Annotated in this window: 17 protein-coding genes; 12 read left to right on the forward strand and 5 right to left on the reverse strand. The window is 67.7% G+C overall.

Annotated elements, in window-relative coordinates; genetic code table 11:
* Both MF270_RS06130 and MF270_RS06135 read left to right on the forward strand, forming a co-directional pair.
* The gene (locus tag MF270_RS06130) at positions 1-1,059 is read left to right on the forward strand and encodes a branched-chain amino acid ABC transporter permease (RefSeq protein WP_238364989.1); all 1,059 of its coding nucleotides are present in this window, start codon (positions 1-3) and stop codon (positions 1,057-1,059) included.
* The gene (locus tag MF270_RS06135) at positions 1,056-1,910 is read left to right on the forward strand and encodes an alpha/beta fold hydrolase (RefSeq protein ID WP_238364990.1); all 855 of its coding nucleotides are present in this window, start codon (positions 1,056-1,058) and stop codon (positions 1,908-1,910) included. The genes MF270_RS06130 and MF270_RS06135 overlap by 4 nt, the downstream gene beginning before the upstream one ends.
* On the opposite strand, the gene MF270_RS06140 is transcribed toward MF270_RS06135, so the two are convergent.
* Together MF270_RS06140 and rsmI are read right to left on the reverse strand one after the other, a co-directional pair.
* Positions 1,907-2,302: a YraN family protein gene (locus MF270_RS06140; protein ID WP_238364991.1), complete on the reverse strand. Its 396-nt coding sequence runs from the start codon at positions 2,300-2,302 to the stop codon at positions 1,907-1,909. The two genes, MF270_RS06135 and MF270_RS06140, sit on opposite strands and share 4 nt — an antisense overlap.
* Positions 2,299-3,117, reverse strand: coding sequence for a 16S rRNA (cytidine(1402)-2'-O)-methyltransferase (gene rsmI, locus MF270_RS06145; RefSeq protein ID WP_238364992.1), 819 nt, complete (start codon positions 3,115-3,117; stop codon positions 2,299-2,301). Before rsmI ends, MF270_RS06140 begins: the two co-directional genes overlap by 4 nt.
* Before the next feature lie 132 nt (positions 3,118-3,249).
* On the opposite strand from rsmI, the gene MF270_RS06150 reads away from it, so the two are divergent.
* From MF270_RS06150 to murJ, 3 genes are all read left to right on the forward strand, one after another.
* Positions 3,250-4,428 (forward strand): penicillin-binding protein activator, encoded by a 1,179-nt coding sequence (locus MF270_RS06150; RefSeq protein WP_238364993.1) that lies wholly within the window; start codon positions 3,250-3,252, stop codon positions 4,426-4,428.
* Positions 4,388-7,201, forward strand: a complete 2,814-nt coding sequence (locus MF270_RS06155; protein WP_418887863.1) for a [protein-PII] uridylyltransferase — start codon at positions 4,388-4,390, stop codon at positions 7,199-7,201. The genes MF270_RS06150 and MF270_RS06155 overlap by 41 nt, the downstream gene beginning before the upstream one ends.
* A gap of 156 nt (positions 7,202-7,357) precedes the next feature.
* Complete coding sequence (gene murJ, locus MF270_RS06160) at positions 7,358-8,902, forward strand: murein biosynthesis integral membrane protein MurJ (RefSeq protein WP_238364995.1); 1,545 nt, start codon at positions 7,358-7,360, stop codon at positions 8,900-8,902.
* Between the two features lie 141 nt (positions 8,903-9,043).
* Here murJ and MF270_RS06165 read toward each other — a convergent pair whose 3' ends face one another.
* Positions 9,044-10,057 (reverse strand): hypothetical protein, encoded by a 1,014-nt coding sequence (locus tag MF270_RS06165; protein ID WP_238364996.1) that lies wholly within the window; start codon positions 10,055-10,057, stop codon positions 9,044-9,046.
* A gap of 139 nt (positions 10,058-10,196) precedes the next feature.
* Positions 10,197-10,667: a transcription elongation factor GreA gene (gene greA / locus MF270_RS06170; RefSeq protein ID WP_238364997.1), complete on the reverse strand. Its 471-nt coding sequence runs from the start codon at positions 10,665-10,667 to the stop codon at positions 10,197-10,199.
* Positions 10,668-10,801: 134 nt separating this feature from the next.
* Between greA and MF270_RS06175 the strand changes: the two genes are divergently transcribed.
* The 3 genes from MF270_RS06175 (at position 10,802) to MF270_RS06185 (ending at position 14,072) form a co-directional block, all read left to right on the forward strand.
* Complete coding sequence (locus MF270_RS06175; RefSeq protein ID WP_238364998.1) at positions 10,802-11,770, forward strand: phosphatase PAP2 family protein; 969 nt, start codon at positions 10,802-10,804, stop codon at positions 11,768-11,770.
* A gap of 28 nt (positions 11,771-11,798) precedes the next feature.
* A complete protein-coding gene (locus MF270_RS06180; protein WP_238364999.1) occupies positions 11,799-12,314 on the forward strand; it encodes an alkylphosphonate utilization protein in 516 nt (171 codons plus the stop codon).
* A gap of 108 nt (positions 12,315-12,422) precedes the next feature.
* Positions 12,423-14,072 carry an electron transfer flavoprotein-ubiquinone oxidoreductase gene (locus tag MF270_RS06185; protein WP_238365000.1) on the forward strand — a complete coding sequence of 550 codons (1,650 nt, stop codon included), beginning with the start codon at positions 12,423-12,425 and terminating at the stop codon, positions 14,070-14,072.
* A gap of 51 nt (positions 14,073-14,123) precedes the next feature.
* Here the strand turns inward: MF270_RS06185 and MF270_RS06190 are convergent, their stop codons facing one another.
* Positions 14,124-14,930: a LytTR family DNA-binding domain-containing protein gene (locus MF270_RS06190; protein WP_238365001.1), complete on the reverse strand. Its 807-nt coding sequence runs from the start codon at positions 14,928-14,930 to the stop codon at positions 14,124-14,126.
* Positions 14,931-15,215: 285 nt separating this feature from the next.
* On the opposite strand from MF270_RS06190, the gene MF270_RS06195 reads away from it, so the two are divergent.
* From MF270_RS06195 to MF270_RS06210, 4 genes are all read left to right on the forward strand, one after another.
* Positions 15,216-16,940 carry a tetratricopeptide repeat protein gene (locus tag MF270_RS06195; protein WP_238365002.1) on the forward strand — a complete coding sequence of 575 codons (1,725 nt, stop codon included), beginning with the start codon at positions 15,216-15,218 and terminating at the stop codon, positions 16,938-16,940.
* Positions 16,930-17,778: a 4-(cytidine 5'-diphospho)-2-C-methyl-D-erythritol kinase gene (locus tag MF270_RS06200; protein WP_238365003.1), complete on the forward strand. Its 849-nt coding sequence runs from the start codon at positions 16,930-16,932 to the stop codon at positions 17,776-17,778. Before MF270_RS06195 ends, MF270_RS06200 begins: the two co-directional genes overlap by 11 nt.
* Positions 17,779-17,788: 10 nt before the next feature.
* Positions 17,789-18,658 carry a tRNA 2-thiocytidine(32) synthetase TtcA gene (gene ttcA, locus MF270_RS06205; protein ID WP_238365004.1) on the forward strand — a complete coding sequence of 290 codons (870 nt, stop codon included), beginning with the start codon at positions 17,789-17,791 and terminating at the stop codon, positions 18,656-18,658.
* Between the two features lie 65 nt (positions 18,659-18,723).
* Complete coding sequence (locus MF270_RS06210; RefSeq protein ID WP_238365005.1) at positions 18,724-20,268, forward strand: putative bifunctional diguanylate cyclase/phosphodiesterase; 1,545 nt, start codon at positions 18,724-18,726, stop codon at positions 20,266-20,268.
* Positions 20,269-20,362 lie beyond the last annotated feature (94 nt).

The following is a 20,362-nucleotide window of genomic DNA, read 5'->3' on the forward strand; positions in this document are numbered from 1 at the left end:
ATGCGGGGCACTTTGACCGTCAAGGGCGCGGCCCTGCTGATCTGGGCGCTGCTGCTCTTTGCGCCGTTCCTGTTCCAGGACGTGCGCCAGATCGAGGTGGCCGCGCGGATCGCCATCTTCATCGTGCTGGTGGCCAGCTACGATCTGCTGATCGGCTACACCGGGATCGTGAGTTTCGCCCATACGATGTTCTTCGGCATGGGCGCTTACGGCGTCGCCATCGCGCTGAAACAGATGGGGCCAGGCTGGACGCCGGTGCTGCTGGGCTCCGCCGCCGGGGTGGCGGTGGCACTGGTCCTGGCCGTCGGGATCGGCCTGCTGTCGCTGCGGGTCAAGGCGATCTTCTTTGCCATGATCACCCTCGCCGCGGCCTCGGTCGTGCTGGTGCTGGCGACGCAATTCTCGCAGTTCACCGGGGGCGACGATGGGATGACCTACCGCACGCCCGACCTCTTCAAACCCGCGACCAAGCTTCTGGTCGATGCGGAGGGCAAGGTGCTGTCGATCGCAGGCGTCAAGATGAACGGCAAGATCGCCGCCTATTACTTCGTCTTCGTCATCTCCGCCGTGCTGTTCTGGGCCATGCTGCGGATCACCGGCTCCCCTCTCGGGACGGTTCTCAAGGCGATCCGCGAGAACGAGGCGCGGGCCGAAGGGATCGGCTACCGCGTCGTCGCCTACCGAACGGCGGTGTTCTGCATCGCGGCCGGGACCGCGGCGCTGGCGGGCGCAACCTACGCGGTCTGGCTGAAATACACCGGGCCGCAGACGGCGCTGAGCTTTTCGATCATGATCGACATCCTGCTGATGGTGGTGATCGGCGGCATGGGCACGATGTGGGGCGCGGTGATCGGGGCCACGCTGATGGTGCTGGCGCAATACTACCTGCGCGACCTGATGGAGGTCGCGGCCGGCGCAACCGCCAACATCCCGCTGCTGCCCGAACTGCTGAACCCCGAGCGCTGGCTGCTCTGGCTGGGCGTGATCTTCATCCTGCTGGTCTACTTCTTCCCCTCGGGCATCGCGGGCACGATCATCCAGAAGGGGGACAAGGCATGAATGGCGCGCCCCGCTCCGACTTCGTCCCCGTGATGGGGCACGAGATCCACGTGACCTGCTGGGGCGACGCGTCGGCCCCGGCCGTCGTGCTTTGGCACGGGCTGGCACGCACCGGGCGCGACTTCGACGAACTGGCGCGGGAGCTGGCGACGGATCACTTCGTGCTCTGCCCCGACACGCTGGGGCGCGGCCTGTCAAGCTGGGCCACCGACCCGGCGGCGCACTACCGCCCCAGCTACTACGCGCGGCTGGCGGTGGCGCTGCTCGACCATTACGGGATCGACCGGGCGGCCTGGCTCGGCACCTCGATGGGCGGGCAGATCGGCATGCGCGTGGCCGCCGGGCCGGCGGGGGATCGCCTCACCGCGCTGGTCATCAACGACATCGGCCCCGAGGTGCCCCGCGCGGCGATCGAACGCATCGTGACCTATGCCTCCGCCCTGCCCGACTTCGACAGCTTCGCCAAGGCCGAGACCTGGTTCCGCCAAGTCTACCAACCCTTCGGCCCGGCGCCCGACAGCTTCTGGACGCGCATGGCGGAAACCTCCCTGCGCCGGCGCGGCGATGGCCGGCTGACCCTGCATTACGACCCGGTGATGGTCGAGATGCTCGAGGCCAATGCCGAGGAGCAAACCGCCTGGGACCTTTATGAGACGATCACCACCCCGACCGCCCTGCTGCGCGGCGCACAAAGTGACCTGCTGACGGCCGAGATCGCGGCCAGGATGGTGCGCTCCGGCCCCAAGCCTGCCCTGACCGAGTTCCCGGCCTGCGGACATGCGCCCTCCATGGCCAGTCCCGCCGATGCCGGACTGGTTGCCGGCCTGCTGCGGACCCTGGCCAAAGCCTAGTCGAACATCACGTTCTCGATCAGGCTGATTTCGCCATGCCCGTTCACGGCCGCCACGTCGAAGCGCATCGGCGTCAGCATGGAATAGCCCTGGCGCGCCATGAAATCCTGCGCCGCGGCCGCCACACGGCGCATCTGCCGCATGGTGATCCGTTCGAGCGCCCGGGCGAAATCGCGGGCCTTCTTGACCTCGACAAAGACCAGCCCGTCCCCGTCGTGCAGCACCAGGTCGACCTCTCCGCCGGCGCCGCGCCAGCACTGCGCGGCCATGGGATAGCCGCGCCGCGCGTAATCGGCTGCGACCTGCGCCTCGGCCGCGTGACCGGCAAGGTAGTTCATGCGGCCACGATGTTCGCGCGCCTCTGCCAACAGGTTCGGATCATGTGCCGTCATCGTTTCCCCGCGAGTTCAAGCGCCATCTGGTAGACCTTGCGCCTGGGCCATCCGGTCGCCGTGGCCACCGATTCACTCGCATCTTTCACGCGCATGTTTTCCAAAGCCTTAACAAGCGCCTCTTTCACCGCAGATTCATCCGCCTCGTCCGAGGCGGCCCGGTCGATCAGCACGACGACCTCGCCTTTCACGGTCTCGCCGTCGTACTGCGCGGCCAGGTCGCCCAGCGTCCCGCGCCGCACTTCCTCGAACCGCTTGGTCAGCTCGCGGCAGACCGCGGCCGGGCGGGCCGCGCCCAGCACCCCGGACGCATCGGCCAGCAGGGCGCCCACCCGCTTGGGCGATTCGTAGAGAACCAGGGTCGCCGGCACGGTCCCCAGCTCGGACAGGGCGGATTTTCGCTGGCCCGAGGCATTGGGCAGGAAGCCCGCGAACAGGAACCGGTCGGTGGGCAATCCGCCCAGCGTCAGCGCCGTCGTCACGGCCGAGGCTCCGGGGGCGCAGGTGACCATGTGACCGGCCTCGGCCGCGTCGCGCGACAGGGCGTAGCCGGGGTCCGCGATCAGCGGCATGCCGGCCTCCGACGCATAGGCGACCGAACGTCCCGCGGCCAGCTCGGCCATGAGCCTGGGGCGCACCTGCGGCCCGTTGCGGTCGTGGTAAGACAGCAGCGGGCGGTCCCCCAGCTTGACCCCGTGGATGTCCATGAGCCGCCGCATCGACCGCGTATCCTCGGCCGCGATCACCTCGGCCGAGGCCAGCACGTCGAGCGCCCTGAGCGTGATGTCCCGCGCCGTCCCGATCGGCGTCGCCACGAAGTAAAGCCCGGGGGCCAAAACCGAAACCTCTGCAATCCCCACTGGACCCGTCCTGTCTGGTGTCTATTATCCCCTTAACCGAACGGGCGTTTTTTGGGGCGCCTGTCCAGACCGAAAAGAGGTGCCACCATGTTTGCCGTTTTGACCCGCAGCCGCAAGCGGATCGCCCGGGGCCTTGCCCTCGCCTCCGCGCTATTCCTTGCCGCCTGCGACGGTCTGCCCGTTCCGAGCCTCGGCGGTGGCGGCGGTCCGCAGATCGACCCGACGGCCGCGGTGCCGGTGGCCCTGCTGATCCCGCGCTCGGACGCCGGCGCCGCGCCGGTCGCCCGCGCGCTCGAGAACGCCGCGCGCCTGGCCGTGGCCAATCTTGACGGCGCCCGGATCGAGCTGCGCGTCTATGACACCGCAGGCGACCCCGCGCAGGCCGCCGCCATGGCGCAGACCGCCGTCGACAACGGCGCCAAGATCATCCTTGGCCCGCTCTTCGCCGAGGCCGCGGTCGAGGCCAGCAAGGCCGTCTCGGACGAGGGCGTCAACGTGCTCGCCTTTTCGAACAACACCACCATCGCCGGGGGCAACCTGTTCATCCTCGGCGATACGTTCCAGAGCGCGGCCAACCGGCTGGTCACCTTCTCGGCCCGCCAGGGCCGCCGCAACGCGCTGATCCTGCAAAGCAACGACGTGGCCGGCAGCCTGGGCCGCCAGGCCATCGAATCCGCTGCTGCCCGCGCCGGCGTGACCGTGGCGGGCGCGGAATCCTACACCCTCTCGCGCGAGGGCGTCTATGCCGCCGCCCAGGCCACCGCCGCCCGCGCCGGGGCCGCCGATTCGATCTACATCACCACCCCCGCCGCGCACGAGGCGCTGCCGCTGCTGCTGCAACTGCTGCCCGAGAACGGCGTGCGCCCGGGCCAGATCCAGTACATCGGCCTGTCCAGCTGGGAGGTGCAGCCGCAGATCTTCCGCCTGCCCGGCGCGGAAGGCGCTTGGTTCACCGTGGCCGATCCCGGCGCATCCCAGGCCTTTGCCGCCCGCTACCAGTCGGCCTACGGCGAAAGCCCCCACCCGCTGGCCGGGCTCGGGTTCGACGGCATCGCCGCCATCGGCGCGCTGGTCAGCGCCGGGCGCAGCAATGCCCTGACCGGGGCGGCGCTGACACAGGCCTCGGGATTCAAGGGCTCGGGCGGGATCTTCCGCTTGCTTCCGGGCGGGACCAATGAAAAAGGCCTCGCGGTCGCCACCATCCAGAACCAGAGAGTCACGATCATTGACCCAGCACCCAAAGCCTTCGGAACTGCCGGTTTCTGATCCCAAGGACGCGCCTGCCTTCCGGGCGCCGGACGACTTGGCCTGTCCGGCGCCCGACATCTTCGACATGCCCGCGATGCGTGCCGCCATCGCCGAGAAAGCCGCCAGCGACATGCCCCCGGCCGATCTGCGCGCCTTTGTCGTGGCGGCGCTGCGCGAGGCGCGCAAGCGCGGCAACGCGGCGATCGAGGCCGGCCTTGCCAAGACCCCGCGCAACGCCACCCCGGTCACCCGCGCCTATGCCTGGCTGATGGATTGCATCGTTACCACGGTGTTCGAATTCGCCACCACCACGCTGCACCCGCTGGCCAACCCGACCGAGGGCGAACGCCTGTCGGTCCTGGCCGTCGGCGGCTACGGCCGGGGCGAGATGGCGCCCCATTCCGACGTCGACCTGCTGTTCCTGACGCCCTACAAGATCACCCCCTGGGCCGAGAGCGTGATCGAGAGCATGCTTTACATCCTGTGGGACCTGCGGCTCAAGGTCGGCCACAGCTCGCGCACGATCAAGGATTGCATCCGCCTTGGCGGCGAGGATTTCACCATTCGCACCGCCCTGCTGGAACACCGCTACATCTGCGGCCAGCGCGACCTGGCCGACCGGCTGGGCAAGCGGCTGCGCGACGATCTCTTTGCCGGGTCGGAAAAGGAGTTCGTCACCGCCAAGCTCGACGAACGCGACACCCGGCACCGCAAGCAGGGCAACCAGCGCTACATGGTCGAGCCCAACGTGAAGGAGGGCAAGGGCGGGTTGCGCGACCTGCAATCGCTGTTCTGGATCGCCAAGTACGTGCACCATGTCGACACCGCCCGCGCGCTGGTCGACATCGGGGTCTTCCAGCCCGACGAATACGCGCTTTTCGCCAAGGCCGAGAGTTTCCTCTGGGCCGTGCGCTGCCACATGCACCTGCTGCGGGACCGCCCCGTCGAACAGCTGAGCTTCGACCTGCAGGTCGAGGTGGCCGAGGCCATGGGCTATGCCGACAAGGGCGGACGCCGCGCGGTCGAGCATTTCATGCAGGACTACTTCCGCCACGCCACGGCCGTCGGCGACCTGACGCGCATCCTGCTGACCTCGCTCGAGGCGCAGCAGCTGAAGTCCGAACCGCTGCTGGAACGGCTCTTCAAGCGCAAGCCGCGGCTCAAGCCCGGCTACAAGGTGGTCCACAACCGCCTGGCCATCACCGATGACGCGGAATTCCTGGCGGACAAGCTGAACATCCTGCGGATCTACGAAGAGGCGCTGCGCACGGGCCTGCTGATCCACCCGGACGCGATGCGGCTGATCAAGGCGAACCTCAAGCTGATCGACGACGGGATGCGCACCGATCCCGAAGCGCAGCACATCTTCATGGACCTGCTGATCAAGCACGGGAACCCCGAACGCGCCCTGCGCCGGATGAACGAGCTGGGCGTCCTGGCCGCCTTCATCCCCGAGTTCGAGCCCATCGTGGCGATGATGCAGTTCAACATGTACCACCATTACACGGTGGACGAACACACGATCCAGGTGATCAGCCACCTGGCCAAGATCGAACGCCACGAGCTGGAGGAAGAGCTGCCGATCTCTTCCAAGATCGTGAACTCCAAGTATGACCGCAAGGTGCTCTACGCCGCGCTCTTGCTGCATGACATCGGCAAGGGGCGCGAGATCGACCATTCGATCCTCGGCGCGCAGATCGCCCGCTCGGTCGCGCCGCGGCTGGGGCTGAAGAAGGCCGATTGCGAAACGGTCGAATGGCTGGTGCGCCATCACCTCTTGATGTCCGACATGGCGCAGAAACGCGACATCGCCGACCCGCGCACGGTGCGCGACTTCGCCAAGGCGGTGGGCAGCGTCAAGCGGCTGAACCTGCTGACCCTGCTGACGGTCTGCGACATCTCGGGCGTGGGGCCGGGGACCTGGAACAACTGGAAGGCCGCGCTGATCCGCGCGCTCTACCGCCAGACCCGCCGCGCGCTCGAGGACGGGATCGAGGCGCTCAGCCGCGAGACCCGCGGCGCCGAGGCCAAGCGCAACCTGCGCGAGGCGCTGGCCAACTGGGAACCCAAGGACCTGCGCACCGAGACGGCCCGCCATTACGACACCTATTGGCAGGGGCTGCATGTCACCGCCCACGTGATCTTTGCCCGCCTGCTGCGCGGGATCGGCGATGACGAGATCCGCATGGACCTGCACCCGGACGAGGACCGCGACGCCACCCGGGTCTGTTTCGCGCTGGTGGATCACCCCGGCATCTTCTCGCGCCTCGCAGGCGCCCTGGCGCTGGTCGGGGCCAACGTGGTCGACGCGCGGACCTACACGTCGAACGACGGCTATGCCACGGCCGTCTTCTGGATCCAGGACGCCGAGGGCTCGCCCTACGAGGCCAGCCGCCTGCCCCGCCTCAAGCAGATGATCGAGAAGACGCTGAAAGGCCAGATCGTCGCCCGTGACGCGATGAAGGACCGCGACAAGCTGAAAAAGCGCGAGCAGGCCTTCACCGTGCCGACCACGATCAGTTTCGACAACGAGGGGTCCGAGATCTACACGATCATCGAGGTCGATACCCGCGACCGGCCCGGCCTGCTGTTCGACCTGACGCGGACGCTGGCCAATTCCAACGTCTACATCGCCAGCGCGGTGATCGCGACCTATGGCGAGCAGGTGGTCGACACCTTCTACGTCAAGGACATGTTCGGGCTGAAGTTCTTTAGCGAGGGCAAGCAGCGCACGCTCGAGAAGCGGCTGCGCGAGGCCATCGCCAAGGGCGCGCAACAGGCACGGGCCTGAGCCGGAACGGTTTCGGACGCCAGGGCGTCCGACCCGTGCGAGAGGCGCTGCCTCTCGCGCTCTCCGAGGTATTTGGAAAACAATGAAGGCAGGGGGCTTCTGGTCGCTGCGGCGATGCGGTAGATCGGGCCGGAGCCTGACGAGGAAGTCGCAGCCATGAAGCCCATTCGCCTGTTTTCCGGTGTCCTGACCGTCGGCTTCTGGACCCTCGCCAGCCGGGTGCTGGGTGTCGCGCGCGAGATCATGATCCTGGCGCTGATCGGGCCGGGGCCGGTGATGGACGCCTTTGTCGCGGCCTTCCGCCTTCCGAACATGTTCCGCCGGTTCTTTGCCGAGGGTGCGTTCAACGCGGCCTTCGTGCCGATGTTCTCCAAGCGGCTGGAATCGGGCGACGACCCGGAAGGGTTCGCGACCGATGCGATGAACGGGCTGGCCTTTGTCGTCCTGTGCCTGACAGGGCTGGCGATGGTCTTCATGCCCGCGCTGGTCTGGGCCACGGCCGAGGGGTTCACGGGCGATGCCCGCTTCGGGCTGACGGTGGATTATGGTCGGGTGGTCTTTCCCTACATCCTCTTCATCTCGCTAGCCGCGCTCTTTTCCGGCGCTCTGAACGCCACCGGTCGCTTTGCCGCCGCGGCGGCGGCGCCGGTGCTGCTGAACATCTTCGTGCTCAGTGCCATGACGCTCGCCTGGGCGCTGGACTGGCCGATCATCGACGCGCTGGTCTGGGCCGTGCCCGTCGCCGGCGTCGCCCAGCTGGCGCTGGTCTGGATCGCGGCCGATCGGGCCGGGATCCGGCTGCGCCCCGGCCGCCCGCGCCTGACGCCCGAGATGAAGCACCTCGTGGCCGTGGCCGTGCCCGCGGCCCTCGCCGGCGGGGTCATGCAGATCAACCTGCTGGTCGGCCAGCAGGTCGCGTCGCAGTTCGACAAGGCCGTGGGCTGGCTCTACGCCGCCGACCGGCTCTACCAGCTGCCGCTGGGCGTGGTCGGCATCGCCGTCGGCATCGTGCTGCTGCCGGACCTGTCGCGCCGCCTCAAGGCGCAGGACGAGGCCGGCTCGCGCGCCGCCTTCTCCCGCGCGTCGGAGATCGCCCTGGCGCTGACCGTGCCCTGCGCCGTGGCGCTGGTCATCGTGCCGCTGCCCATGGTCTCGGTCCTGTTCGAGCGCGGCCGCACCGGGCCGGACGATGCCGCCGCCATCGCGGTCGCCGTGGCGATCTACGGGCTCGGCCTGCCGGCCTTCGTGCTGCAGAAGACCATGCAGCCGCTGTTCTTCGCCCGCGAAGACACCCGGACCCCCTTCCGCTACGCGGCCTGGACCATGGCCATCAACGCCGCCGTCGCCATCGGCCTCGCCCCAGTGCTCGGCTGGATTGCCCCGGCCATCGCCACCACGCTCGCGGGCTGGGCCATGGTCGCCATGCTCTACGCCGGCACCCGCCGGATGGGAGAGGTCGTGCGCTTCGACGCCCGGCTGCGCCGCCGCGCCTGGCGGATCGTCATCGCCTCGCTGATCATGGGCGCGGTGCTCTGGGGGCTCTTCGTCAGCTTCGCCAGCTTCTTCGCCATCCCCGGCCTGCGCTACATCGCTCTGCTCGTCCTGATCGCCCTCGGCGCGCTCACCTACGCGGTGATCGGCCAGGCCATCGGCGCCTTCCACCTGTCCGAGTTCCGCGAGGCCACCCGCCGCGGGCGCTGATCCGCCTTCATTGTGCCGATAAACTCCCGCCGGAGGCGTCTGCCCCCTCCCCTCTGCCGACGGCCCGCGCGGAGCGTCACCTCGCAACGGGCCGCAAAAGAGCGCGCGGAAGCGCACAATTTGATCGCGCCCCGTGCGGGGTCAGTCGAAGGTGCCGGCGACGCGGCCCAGCAGCATGAAGGCGCGGGCGGTGCGGGTTTCGGCAAAGGCCTGGATGTCGCTGTCGCTGGCCCGCGCCTCGAGGCTGACAAAGCCCTTGTCGAAAAGCCGCAGGAAATGGTGCACCGCGTCGCGAAAGATCATGTCCTGCTTCATACGCGCCGAGGTCAGCGCAAGCGAGGACCGGTCGCGGATGCCGCCCAGCGCGGCGATGGTGCGGCCGCGCTCGCCGGCGGCAAAGCGGCGCCAGATCTCGGGGCGGGCATAGTCGGGCCGCAGGTCGTCCATGTAGATGCCCTCCTGGCTCAGAAGGGTCAGCACGTCTTGCGCAGACTGCACCAGCTGACTCACCTGCCGGTCCTTCAGCGCGCGGCGCAGCGCGGAAAAGCCCGCCTCGTCGTCCACCGTCTCGGGGAAGTTCAGCGCCCGGATCACGTCGCCGACCTCGAGCGGCGGGGCCATGACCTCGGCCGGCGTGCCCAGCGCGAGGCTGGCCTGGTCCGCGGGCTGCGCCACCGGCGCAGGCGCCACGCCCGGCACCGGCGTGCGGATCTCGCGCGTGGTCGAAAAGGTCGCCAGCGCTGTCTCGGTCTTCTTCTGGGCCGCCGCGATCTCGTCCAGCTTGCGGGCGATGGTCGTGTCGGCCTTGGAGGACCCGCGCTGCGCCTGCGAGATATAGGCCTGCCGCAGCGCATCCACCGCGGTCTGCAGCCGCGCCGATTCCTCGCGCATGATGCGGCTCGACCGCGCGGCCATGGCGGCCACCCAGATCATCGCGACCGGCAGGAAGATCGTCATCGCCTTCATCAGGAAGCTAATCGAGGCCAGCGCCTGCTCGGCACTGTCGTCGAGCGACAAGAGCACCACCGAGGCGCCCAGCAGCCAGACGGCCGACAACCCCAGTGCGGCGACCTCGATGATCGTCACCTGCGCCGGACGCTGGCTGTCATAGATCCCGAGCGGCGTCGGGCGCGTTTCCGTCGTGGTCTCGGTCATGGTCTCGTCCGCGATTTCGCCCGCGTGCGGGGCGACGCGCCGCCCCTGCCTCATGCAATCTGTCCCGCCGCGGCGCGCACGGCAAGGGGTCACACGCCCGGACCGGGCGGGTCAGCGATCCGCTGCCCGCGCCTTCAGCTCAGACGTAGCGCACCTCGAGCACCTCGTAGGACTTCTCTCCGCCCGGGGTGCGGACCTCGACGCTGTCGCCTTCATCCTTGCCGATCAGGGCACGGGCGATGGGCGACTTGATGTTTAGCTTGCCCTTTTCGATGTCGGCCTCGTATTCGCCGACGATCTGGTAGGTCTTTTCCTCGTCCGTGTCCTCGTCCACCAGCTTGACGGTGGCGCCGAACTTGATCGAGCCCGACAGCTTGGACGGGTCCACCACGTCCGACAGGGAAATCGCGCCCTCGAGCTCCTTGATGCGGCCCTCGATAAAGCTCTGCTTTTCCTTGGCCGAATGGTACTCGGCATTCTCCGACAGGTCGCCATGCTCGCGCGCCTCGGCGATGGCCCGGATGATGGCCGGACGCTCGACGGTCTTGAGCGTCTTCAACTCGGCTTCCAGCGCGGCATAGCCGCCCCGCGTCATCAGAATCTTTTCCATGTGGTCATTCCCCGCATCTTCGGGTTACTCGAAGTTGCCCGGGCCTATCGGCAGGCGCCGGGATTTGCAATGGCCGCGTTTCGACTTTGGCGCTAAGCTTGCCCCAAAACAAAACGGAATTCGGGCAGTTTGCAATGCGTTTGTTCGTGACATTCGTGCTGGGCTACGTCGCGGCGGCCAGCTTTTTCATCTGGGTCCATGATGCCGACCCGGTGGCCCGGCTTTCCGCCGTGGTCGCGTCGCTGCCCGGCCAGCTGGGGTTCTTCCTGTCGAACGGCTGGACGTTCCTGCTGCCTTTCGTCGCGCTGATTGCCGTGGCGCCCGACCGGGGCGCGCTGGTGCGGCGCATCCCGGCAGCCGGGATCACGCTGGTGGCGGTGGGGGTCTTCACGCTGTGTTTCACCATGGTCAAGGCGACCCTGCCGCAGGCCATGCCGTTCTGGGCCGACCCGCTGATGGCCGATATCGACCGGGCGCTGCATCTCGGCCATGATCCCTGGGCGCTGACCCATGCCCTGCCCTTTGCCATACCGCCCGAGGCGGCGCACAAGATCTACCTGTCGCTCTGGCTGCTGCCCTCCATGTGGTTGCCGGTCTTCGTCGTGCTGCTCGATCGCGACGTGGCGCGGCAGCGCCGGTTCATCACGCTCTACGTGCTCAGCTGGGTGATCCTCGGCAATATCCTCGCCTGGGGCTTCATGTCGGCCGGGCCGGTCTACTATGACCGGCTGCTGGGGGGCGACACCTTTGCCGGGCTGACCGCCGCGCTGCAATCGGCCGGTATCACAGAGGGCCGCGTCGGCTATTACCACGACCACCTGTGGCAGCTCTACACATCCGGCGCGCAGGACGCGGGCAGCGGGATTTCCGCCTTCCCGTCCGTCCATGTCGCCATGGCGACGGTGATCGCGCTCTACCTCTTCGAGCTCAGGCGCAACATCTGGCCGCTGAGCCTCGCCATCGTGCTGCTTTACCAGTTCCTGTCGGTCTACCTGGGCTGGCACTACGCAGTGGATGGCTATGCCTCGATCGCCGCGGTGGTGGCGCTGTGGCTGGTCCTGCGGCGCTCTGCCCGGTTGGCCGAGGCGGCCGTGCCCGTGTAGGGCAGGGCCAACAGCCAAAGGACAGCCCATGACCGCCTGCGCCCTCTGCTCCGCCGACGCGAGCCAGACCTCCACCGTCGCTCCCGGGATCGAGACCATCGCGCTTTGCGACACCTGCCTCGCGGGCGTGACCGACGGCCCCACCGACGGCGCGCACTGGCACTGCCTGCACGACGCGATCTGGAGCCCCGAGCCGGCGGTCCAGGTCACCGCCTGGCGGCTGCTCAAGGCGCTGCCCGGGGCGCCCTGGGCGCGCGACCTGCTGGACATCGCCTACCTGGAACCGGACGTGCAGGCCTGGGCCGAGGCGGACCTGCCCGACGAAAACGCCGTGATCCACCGCGACACCAACGGCGCGGTGCTGGCGCAGGGCGACACGGTGGTGCTGATCAAGGACCTGCCGGTCAAGGGCGCGGGCTTTACCGCCAAGCGCGGCACGGCGGTGCGGGGCATCTCGCTGGTGCCGGACAACGCGGGCCATATCGAGGGCCGGGTCGAGGGTCAGCGCATCGTGATCCTCACGGAATTCGTCAAGAAATCCTGATCGGGCGCCCTATCTGCCCGTAAGGTCCAACCTTTCAACGTGGTGTCACAATTGACCTGATGCCGCAGTGCAGCTATCGAAGTCGCCAAACCGAATGGGGAGTAGGAAATGTCCGAGATCGAACGCGAAGCGATGGAATATGACGTGGTCATCGTGGGGGCTGGCCCGGCGGGCCTGTCGGCCGCGATCCGCCTCAAGCAACTCGATTCCGATCTCGAGGTCGTGGTGCTCGAGAAAGGCTCCGAAGTGGGCGCGCATATCCTGTCGGGTGCCGTGCTGGACCCGTCGGGCCTCGACCGGCTGATCCCGGACTGGAAGGCCAAGGGCGCGCCGCTGAACGTGCCGGTCAAGGAAGACAACTTCTACTTCATGGGCGAGGCCGGAGAGATCCGCCTGCCCAACTTCATCATGCCGCCGCTGATGAACAACCACGGCAATTACATCGTCTCGATGGGCAATGTCTGCCGCTGGATGGCCGAGCAGGCCGAAGGCATGGGGATCGAGATCTTCCCCGGCATGTCCTGTTCGGAACTGGTCTACCGCGAGGACGGGTCGGTCAAGGGCGTGATCGCCGGCGAGTTCGGCAAGAACGCCGATGGCACGCCGGGGCCGGGCTACGAGCCGGGGATGGAGCTGCACGGCAAGTACGTGTTCCTGTCGGAAGGCGTGCGCGGATCGCTCAGCAAGGAAGTGCTGGCGCGCTACAACCTGGCCAAGGATTCTGACGTGCCGAAATTCGGCATCGGCATCAAGGAAATCTGGGAAGTCGACCCGGCCAAGCACAACGAGGGTGAGGTCACCCACACCATGGGTTGGCCGCTGGGCACCAAGAACACCGGCGGGACCTTCGTCTACCACCTGGACAACAACCAGGTCTATGTCGGCATGATCGTCGATCTGAACTACAAAAACCCCTACCTCTTCCCCTACATGGAATTCCAGCGGTTCAAGCATCACCCCAAGATCGCCGAGCTGCTGACGGGCGGCAAGCGCGTGGCCTACGGCAGCCGCGCCGTGACCAAGGGCGGGTTCCAGTCGATCCCCGAGGCGGCCTTTCCCGGCGGGGCACTGCTGGGCTGCTCGGTCGGCCTCGTGAACCTGCCGCGCATCAAGGGCAACCACAACGCCATGCATTCGGGCATCGAGGCCGCCGAGGCGGCTTATGCCGCGATCAAGGCGGGCCGCTCTGGCGACACGCTCGAGGACTACACCGCCGCGCTGAAGACCGGCGTCGTGGGCAAGGACCTGCACCGGGTGCGCAACGTTGCGCCGCTGAACGCGCGCTATGGCCTGCTGGGCGGGCTGCTGCTGGGCGGCGCCGACATGTGGTGCCAGACGCTGCTGAAATTCTCGCCCTTCGGCACGCTGAGCCATGGCAAGACCGACGCGCAATCGACCGAACCGGCGGACAAGCACAAGCCCATCGACTATCCCAAGCCCGATGGCAAGCTGTCGTTCGACCGGCTGACCAACGTCAGCTTTGCCATGACCAACCACGAGGAAAGCCAGCCCTGCCACCTGCGGCTGGCCGACCCGTCGATCCCGATCGACGTGAACCTGCCGAAATACGCCGAACCCGCACAGCGCTACTGCCCGGCCGGCGTCTACGAGGTGATCGAAGGCGACAACGGGCCGAAGTTCCAGATCAACTTTCAGAACTGCGTCCATTGCAAGACCTGCGACATCAAGGACCCCAGCCAGAACATCAACTGGACCACGCCGCAGGGCGGGGACGGGCCGAACTATCCCAATATGTGATCCCGCGAGATCCAGCGCAAAAAGGGGCGGCGACCGGCAGGTCTGCCGCCCCTATGCGTTCAGCAGGGCCTGCGCATCGGCCAGGTAGGATTGGCTGACCGGCAGCCGGCGCCCGTCCCGCAGCACGGCCGCGTGGCGCCGCCCCTCGCGTTCCAGCGCCGCGAGCGCGCCGGCCGAGACCCAGTGCGAGCGATGCACCCGCGCGCCCGGCACCCCGTCCAGCAGGTCCACCGCGTCCGACAGGCGCATCAGCACCAGGTGCGCGCCATCCTGGGTCGTCACCTCGACGTAATGGTCCTGCATCGACAGCGACAGGATCGGGGCCTCGCGCAGCTCGGGCGGCAGCCGCTCGGCCAGGCGCGGGATCGCGGGCGGCTCGACGGGCGACAGGGGCTCCGGCCCCGGCTCCAGCACAGCGGGCGCGTCCTTGTCCGCAGGCCCCGGCGCAGGGGCCGTCCGGCGCGGCCAGATGTAATACTCGATCGCGAACAGCAGGAAGCCCAGTGCGCTGGTCTCGGCCCAAAGGACGGCGAAATGCACCGGAAAGGTCTCGTGCCGGCCGATGGTCAGGAAAAGGTAGATGATTCCCGCCCCCGCCGGCACCGCCGCCGCCATGCTGCCCAGCACCATGCGCAGCGGGTGCGGCAACCGGCGCAGGCGGGGCGCGTGCACGGTCGTGCGGATGAACACGTGCATGAAGAACCCGACAACCGAGATGTCGGCCGCCCAGAAGACGACTCGCTCCCAGAAAGCCAGGTCGCGGGTCTCGAACGGAGCCAGGACGACCAGCGCAAGAAAAAAGCCGCCGTAAAGCGACAGGCGCCGTCCCCAGTCCAGATCAATCGCAACTTCACGCATCGTCAAATTTCATCTTGGCGACTTCACGAAGAAATCAACAGCTTGACGTAACTTCCGTAGCGTCTCTTACCGCAGATTTTTTAACGTTCTTTCAAATCGGCGGTCTGAGAGGATGGGGATCCGAGCCGGCTGCCGGTTGGCTGAAAAACTTTTCGATCACGAATTCGTTTCCGGGATGAGGGGGAGCCGAAAGGCCTCCCCTCATTGCGTGATGGCCGGGCTGCGTCTAGGTTTCATCAAGGTTACCTTGTTATCCTGACCGGACACGACCCGAGGAGTCTGCACGTGACGCGCAAATCGAAACCATCCCTGCTGATCTCGGCGGCCGTCGCGGCCTGCCTCGCCCTGTCTTCCGTCCCGGTGGCGGCGCAGGGGCTGGCGGGGGCCTACCTGTCGGCACGGGCCGCCAGCGCATCGGGCGATTTCGAAAGCGCCTCGCGCTACTTTTCCCGCGCCATGATCGAGGACCCGGGCAATCCCGCGCTGATGGAAAACGCCATCATCGCCGAGGTCTCGCTGGGCAATTTCGACCGCGCCGCCCAGATCGCCGACAAGCTCGAGGCGACCGGCGCGCAAAGCCAGATCGCCCATCTCGCCTCGGTCTCGGCGCTGGCCAAGGCCGAGGATTACGATGCACTGCTCGCCCGTCTCAACGAGGACGGCGGCATCGGCCCGCTGGTCGACGGCCTCCTGCGCGCCTGGACGCTGGTCGGCCAGGGCAAGATGAGCGACGCGCTGACCGAGCTTGACACCGTGGCGCAGACCAACGGTCTTGCCGGATTTGCCATGTATCACAAGGCGCTGGCCATGGCATCGGTCGGCGATTTCGAAGGGGCAGAGGCGATCTTTGCCGCCGATGCCTCGGGCTCGCTCTCGGGCAGCCGCCGCGGTGCGCTGGCCCGGATCGAGATCCTCAGCCAGCTGGGCCGCGTCGACGAGGCGCGGGCCCTGATGGACAGCAGCTTCCGCAGCGAACTGGACCCCTCGCTGAAACAGATCGCCGCCGACCTCGAGGCCGGAGAGGCGCTGCCCTTCAGCCACATCCGGTCGGCCCGCGACGGCATGGCCGAGGTGTTCTTTACCATCGCCGGCGCCCTCAACCAGGAGGCCGAGAGCAGCTACACCCTGCTTTACAGCCGGGTGACGGAATACCTGCGCCCCGATCACGTGGACGCCATCCTGATGAACGCGGGCCTGCTGGACGAAATGGGCCAGTACGACCTCGCCGTCGCCACCTACCGCAAGGTGCCGCGCGATGACCCCAGCTTCCACGTGGCCGAGCTGGGGCGCGCCGAGTCGCTGCGCGATGCCGGCAAGGACGAGGCGGCGATCGAGGTGCTGGAACAGCTGGCGCGCGACTATCCCGACCAGCCCTTCGTGCATTCGACCCTTGGCGACGTGATGCGCCAGCGGGAGGATTTCCAGGCCGCCATCGCTCCCTACGACCGCGCCATCGCGCTCTACGAAGAGATGGATGCGCCGCAGTGGTTCGCCTATTACGCCCGGTCGATCTGCCTCGAGCGGGTCGGCGACTGGGACAAGGCCAAGGCCGGGTTCGAACGGGCCCTGACGCTCAATCCCGAGCAGCCGCAGGTGCTGAACTACCTCGGCTATTCCATGGTGGAAAAGCACGAGGATCTCGACCGCGCGCTTGGCCTGATCGAACGCGCCGTGATCGCGCGGCCCGACAGCGGCTACATCGTCGACAGCCTGGGCTGGGTGAACTACCGCCTGGGCCGCTACGACGAGGCGATCGTGCACATGGAGCGCGCGGCCGAGCTGATGCCGGTGGACCCGGTGGTCAACGACCACCTCGGCGACGTGCTCTGGGCCGTGGGCCGCCAGCGCGAGGCCGAGTTCCAGTGGCGCCGCGCGCTGAGCTTCATCACCGACAGCACCAACCTCGAAGAGGTCGACCCGCTGCGCATCCGCCGCAAGCTCGAGGTCGGGCTGGACGTTGTGCTGGAAGAAGAAGGCGCCCCGCCCCTGCAGATGGCTGATGACATTTGACCCGGCCGCGCTGACCGCCCGGGCCAAGGTCAACCTGTCGTTGCACGTGACGGGGCGGCGCGGCGACGGCTACCACCTGCTCGATTCCTTCGTCGCCTTCACCGATTATGGCGACAGGGTTGCCATCGCGCCTGCGACCGGCCTGTCCCTGACCGTCACCGGCCCACGGGCCGAGGGCGTGCCGACGGATGGCGGCAACCTCTGTTTGCGCGCGGCGCGGCTGTTCGACCTGCCCGGTGTCGCCATCACGCTCGACAAGCACCTGCCCGCCGCGGCCGGGATCGGCGGCGGCTCGGCCGATGCGGCGGCGGTGATCGCGCTCCTTTGGCAGGCGACCGGGCAGATGCCGGGGCCCGAGGCCGTGCTGACCCTTGGCGCCGACGTGCCCGTCTGCCTTTCGGGTCTGCCAAGCCGCATGCGCGGGATCGGCGAAGACCTCTCCCCCGCCCCCGCCCTGCCGCCGCTCTGGTGCGTGCTGGTCAACCCCGGCGTCGCCGTGCCCACCGGCGCGGTCTTCCAGGCCCTGCACGAGGTAGAAAACCCGCCCATGGCGGACTTCCCGGACCATTGGGCCGGCCCCGCCGCGCTGTGCGACTGGCTCGCGGACCAGCGCAACGACCTGCAACCGCCCGCCTGCACCGCCCAGCCCGTCATCGCCGAAGTGCTGGAGGCCATCGCCGGCACCGGCGCGCTGCTCTCCCGCATGTCGGGCTCGGGCGCCACCTGCTTCGGCCTCTACGACACGCCCGAAACCGCCGACCGCGCCGCGCAGGCGCTGACCCGTCCCGGCTGGTGGGTGCAGGCCAGCGCGCTTGCCAGCGGCCCCGCCACACCGTAAGGGGCGCTTCATGCTCGACGATTGCGACGATATCCACCCGCTGTTCCACGGCGCCCCCAAGACCACCGAGTTCCGCAAGCTGCGGAAGCGGCTGGTGCAGAACGTGCGCGAGGCCATCGACCACTACGGCATGATCGAGGAGGGCGCGCGCTGGCTCGTCTGCCTCTCGGGCGGAAAGGACAGCTACACGCTGCTCGCCATCCTGCACGAGCTGAAATGGCGCGGCCTGCTGCCGGTCGAGCTGCTGGCCTGCAACCTCGACCAGGGACAGCCGGGGTTTCCGGCGACCGTTCTGCCGGAATTCCTTGAAAAGATGGGGGTTCCGCACCGGATCGAGTACGAGGACACCTATTCCATCGTCAAGGAGAAGGTCCCCGCCGGGCGGACCTATTGCGCGCTCTGTTCGCGGCTGCGGCGCGGCAACCTCTACCGCATCGCGCGCGAGGAAGGCTGCTCGGCCGTGGTCCTCGGACATCACCGCGACGACATCCTCGAGACCTTCTTCATGAACTTGTTCCACGGCGGGCGTCTGGCCACCATGCCGCCCAAGCTGGTCAACGAGGAAGGCGATCTTTTCGTCTACCGCCCCCTCGCCCACGTGGCCGAGGCGGATTGCGAGAAATTCGCCCGCGACATGAAGTATCCGATCATCCCCTGTGACCTTTGCGGGTCGCAGGACGGGTTGCAGCGCCAGCAGGTCAAGCAGATCCTCGACCAGTGGGAGCGCAACAGCCCCGGCCGCCGCCAGGTCATGTTCCGGGCGCTGACCAATGTGCGCCCCAGCCATATGCTGGACCCGAAACTCTTTGATTTCGTTGGTCTTGCGCGCGACTCGGTAAAATTCGACGAAGATTCCGCCAAAGCGCCCCGGCTGCGTTAAGCCTCTGCTCAGCCCCCGTCCCTACGGTCAGCCTTGCATGACCTGATGACTGGGGAACACCGCCCATGGCGCGACGCCGGACGACTTCGCTGTCCGCTTTCAGGTCCCGGCTGCGCCTGGCGCTTTCGGGGCCCCACCTGCTGGCCTTCATTCCCGCCGTGTCGCTCGGGTCTTTCTGGCTGGGCGGTGAGGGGGCGCTGACCCTCGTTGCGCTGTTCCTGCCGGTGCTGTTCCTGTTTGTCGGCGGGGTCGACACACGGCTGAAGTCGCGCTTCACTGCGACCGACCCCTATACCCTGCTGCCCCGCGACGCGTTCGAGCAGATGCTGGAATCCAAGCTGCAGCAGGCCGCGCAGCGCGGCCGCCGGGTGGCCTGCCTGCTGGTCCGCATCGACGATTTCGACGAGCTGACCGTGCGCTTCGGCCCCAATGCCGCCGACACGGTGCTGCGCCGCGCGGGTGAGCGGATGGTGGACAACCTGCGCGAAATCGATTCGGTGCGGCGGCTCGACGACGACCTGTTCGGCATCATCATGGGGCCGGTCAAGCAGTTCGACATGAACAGCGCGGCGGACATCTCGTCGCGGCTGCAAACCCGGCTCGAGGATCCGTTTTCCGTCGAATCGACCAAGATCTACCTCAGCTGCTCCATCGGTTACTGCATCTCGACCCGCGACCCGGACGAGACCGCGCCGGGCCTCTTCGACCACGCCTCGACCGCCCTGACCGAAGCGCAGGCTGCCGGAAACGGATGTGCCCGCGGTTTCACCCGCGAGATGGGGATGCAGGCGGTCGAGCGGCAAGTCTTCGGCAAGCAGGTCCGCGCCGCCCTCGAGGAAGAGACCTTTACCCCCTGGTTCCAGCCGCAGATCTCGACCGACACCGGAGAGATCACGGGGTTCGAGGCGCTGGCCCGCTGGGTTCATCCCGAACGCGGCGTGGTCGGCCCGGCCGATTTCCTGCCCGTGGTCGAGGAACTTGGCGCGCTGGAACGGCTGGGCGAGATGATGCTGACCCAGGCCCTGCAGGCATTGGCCGCCTGGGACCGGGCCGGGCTGGACATCCCCACCGTTTCGGTCAACTTCGCCGGGCCCGAGCTGCGCAACCCCCGCCTGATCGACCGCATCAAGTGGGAACTGGACCGCGTCGACATCCCGCCCGAGCGGCTGGTGATCGAGGTGCTGGAAACCGTCGTGACCACCTCGGACGACGAGCGGACGGTCAAGAATGTCAATGCCTTGGCCGAGATGGGCTGCCATATCGACCTTGACGATTTCGGCACCGGCAATGCCTCGATCTCGGCCCTGCGGCGGTTCTCCGTCTCGCGGCTCAAGATCGACCGCAGCTTTGTCAAGAATGCCGACAAGGACCTCGAACAGCGCCGCATCATCACCGCCATCCTCACCATGGCCGAGCGGCTGGGCCTCGACACCCTCGCCGAAGGGGTCGAGACCGCGGGCGAACACGCGATCCTGTCGCAGCTGGGATGCGGCCACGTGCAGGGCTTCGGCATCGCGCGGCCGATGTCACTGGAACGCACCTTCGACTGGATCACCACGCACAACGCCTCGCTGGCCCAGGCGCCGCGGATCGGCGGCCAGGCCAGCTAATCCCGCGACTTTCCCGAAACACGTTGATTCCCGGTGCCGCGGCCCATATCTGGGGCGCAGCCGATGGACGCAGGCGCCCCCATCGGGCGCATCT

Origin of the sequence: Mesobacterium pallidum, assembly GCF_019966535.1 — a bacterium.
GTDB classification, from domain to species: domain Bacteria; phylum Pseudomonadota; class Alphaproteobacteria; order Rhodobacterales; family Rhodobacteraceae; genus Mesobacterium; species Mesobacterium pallidum.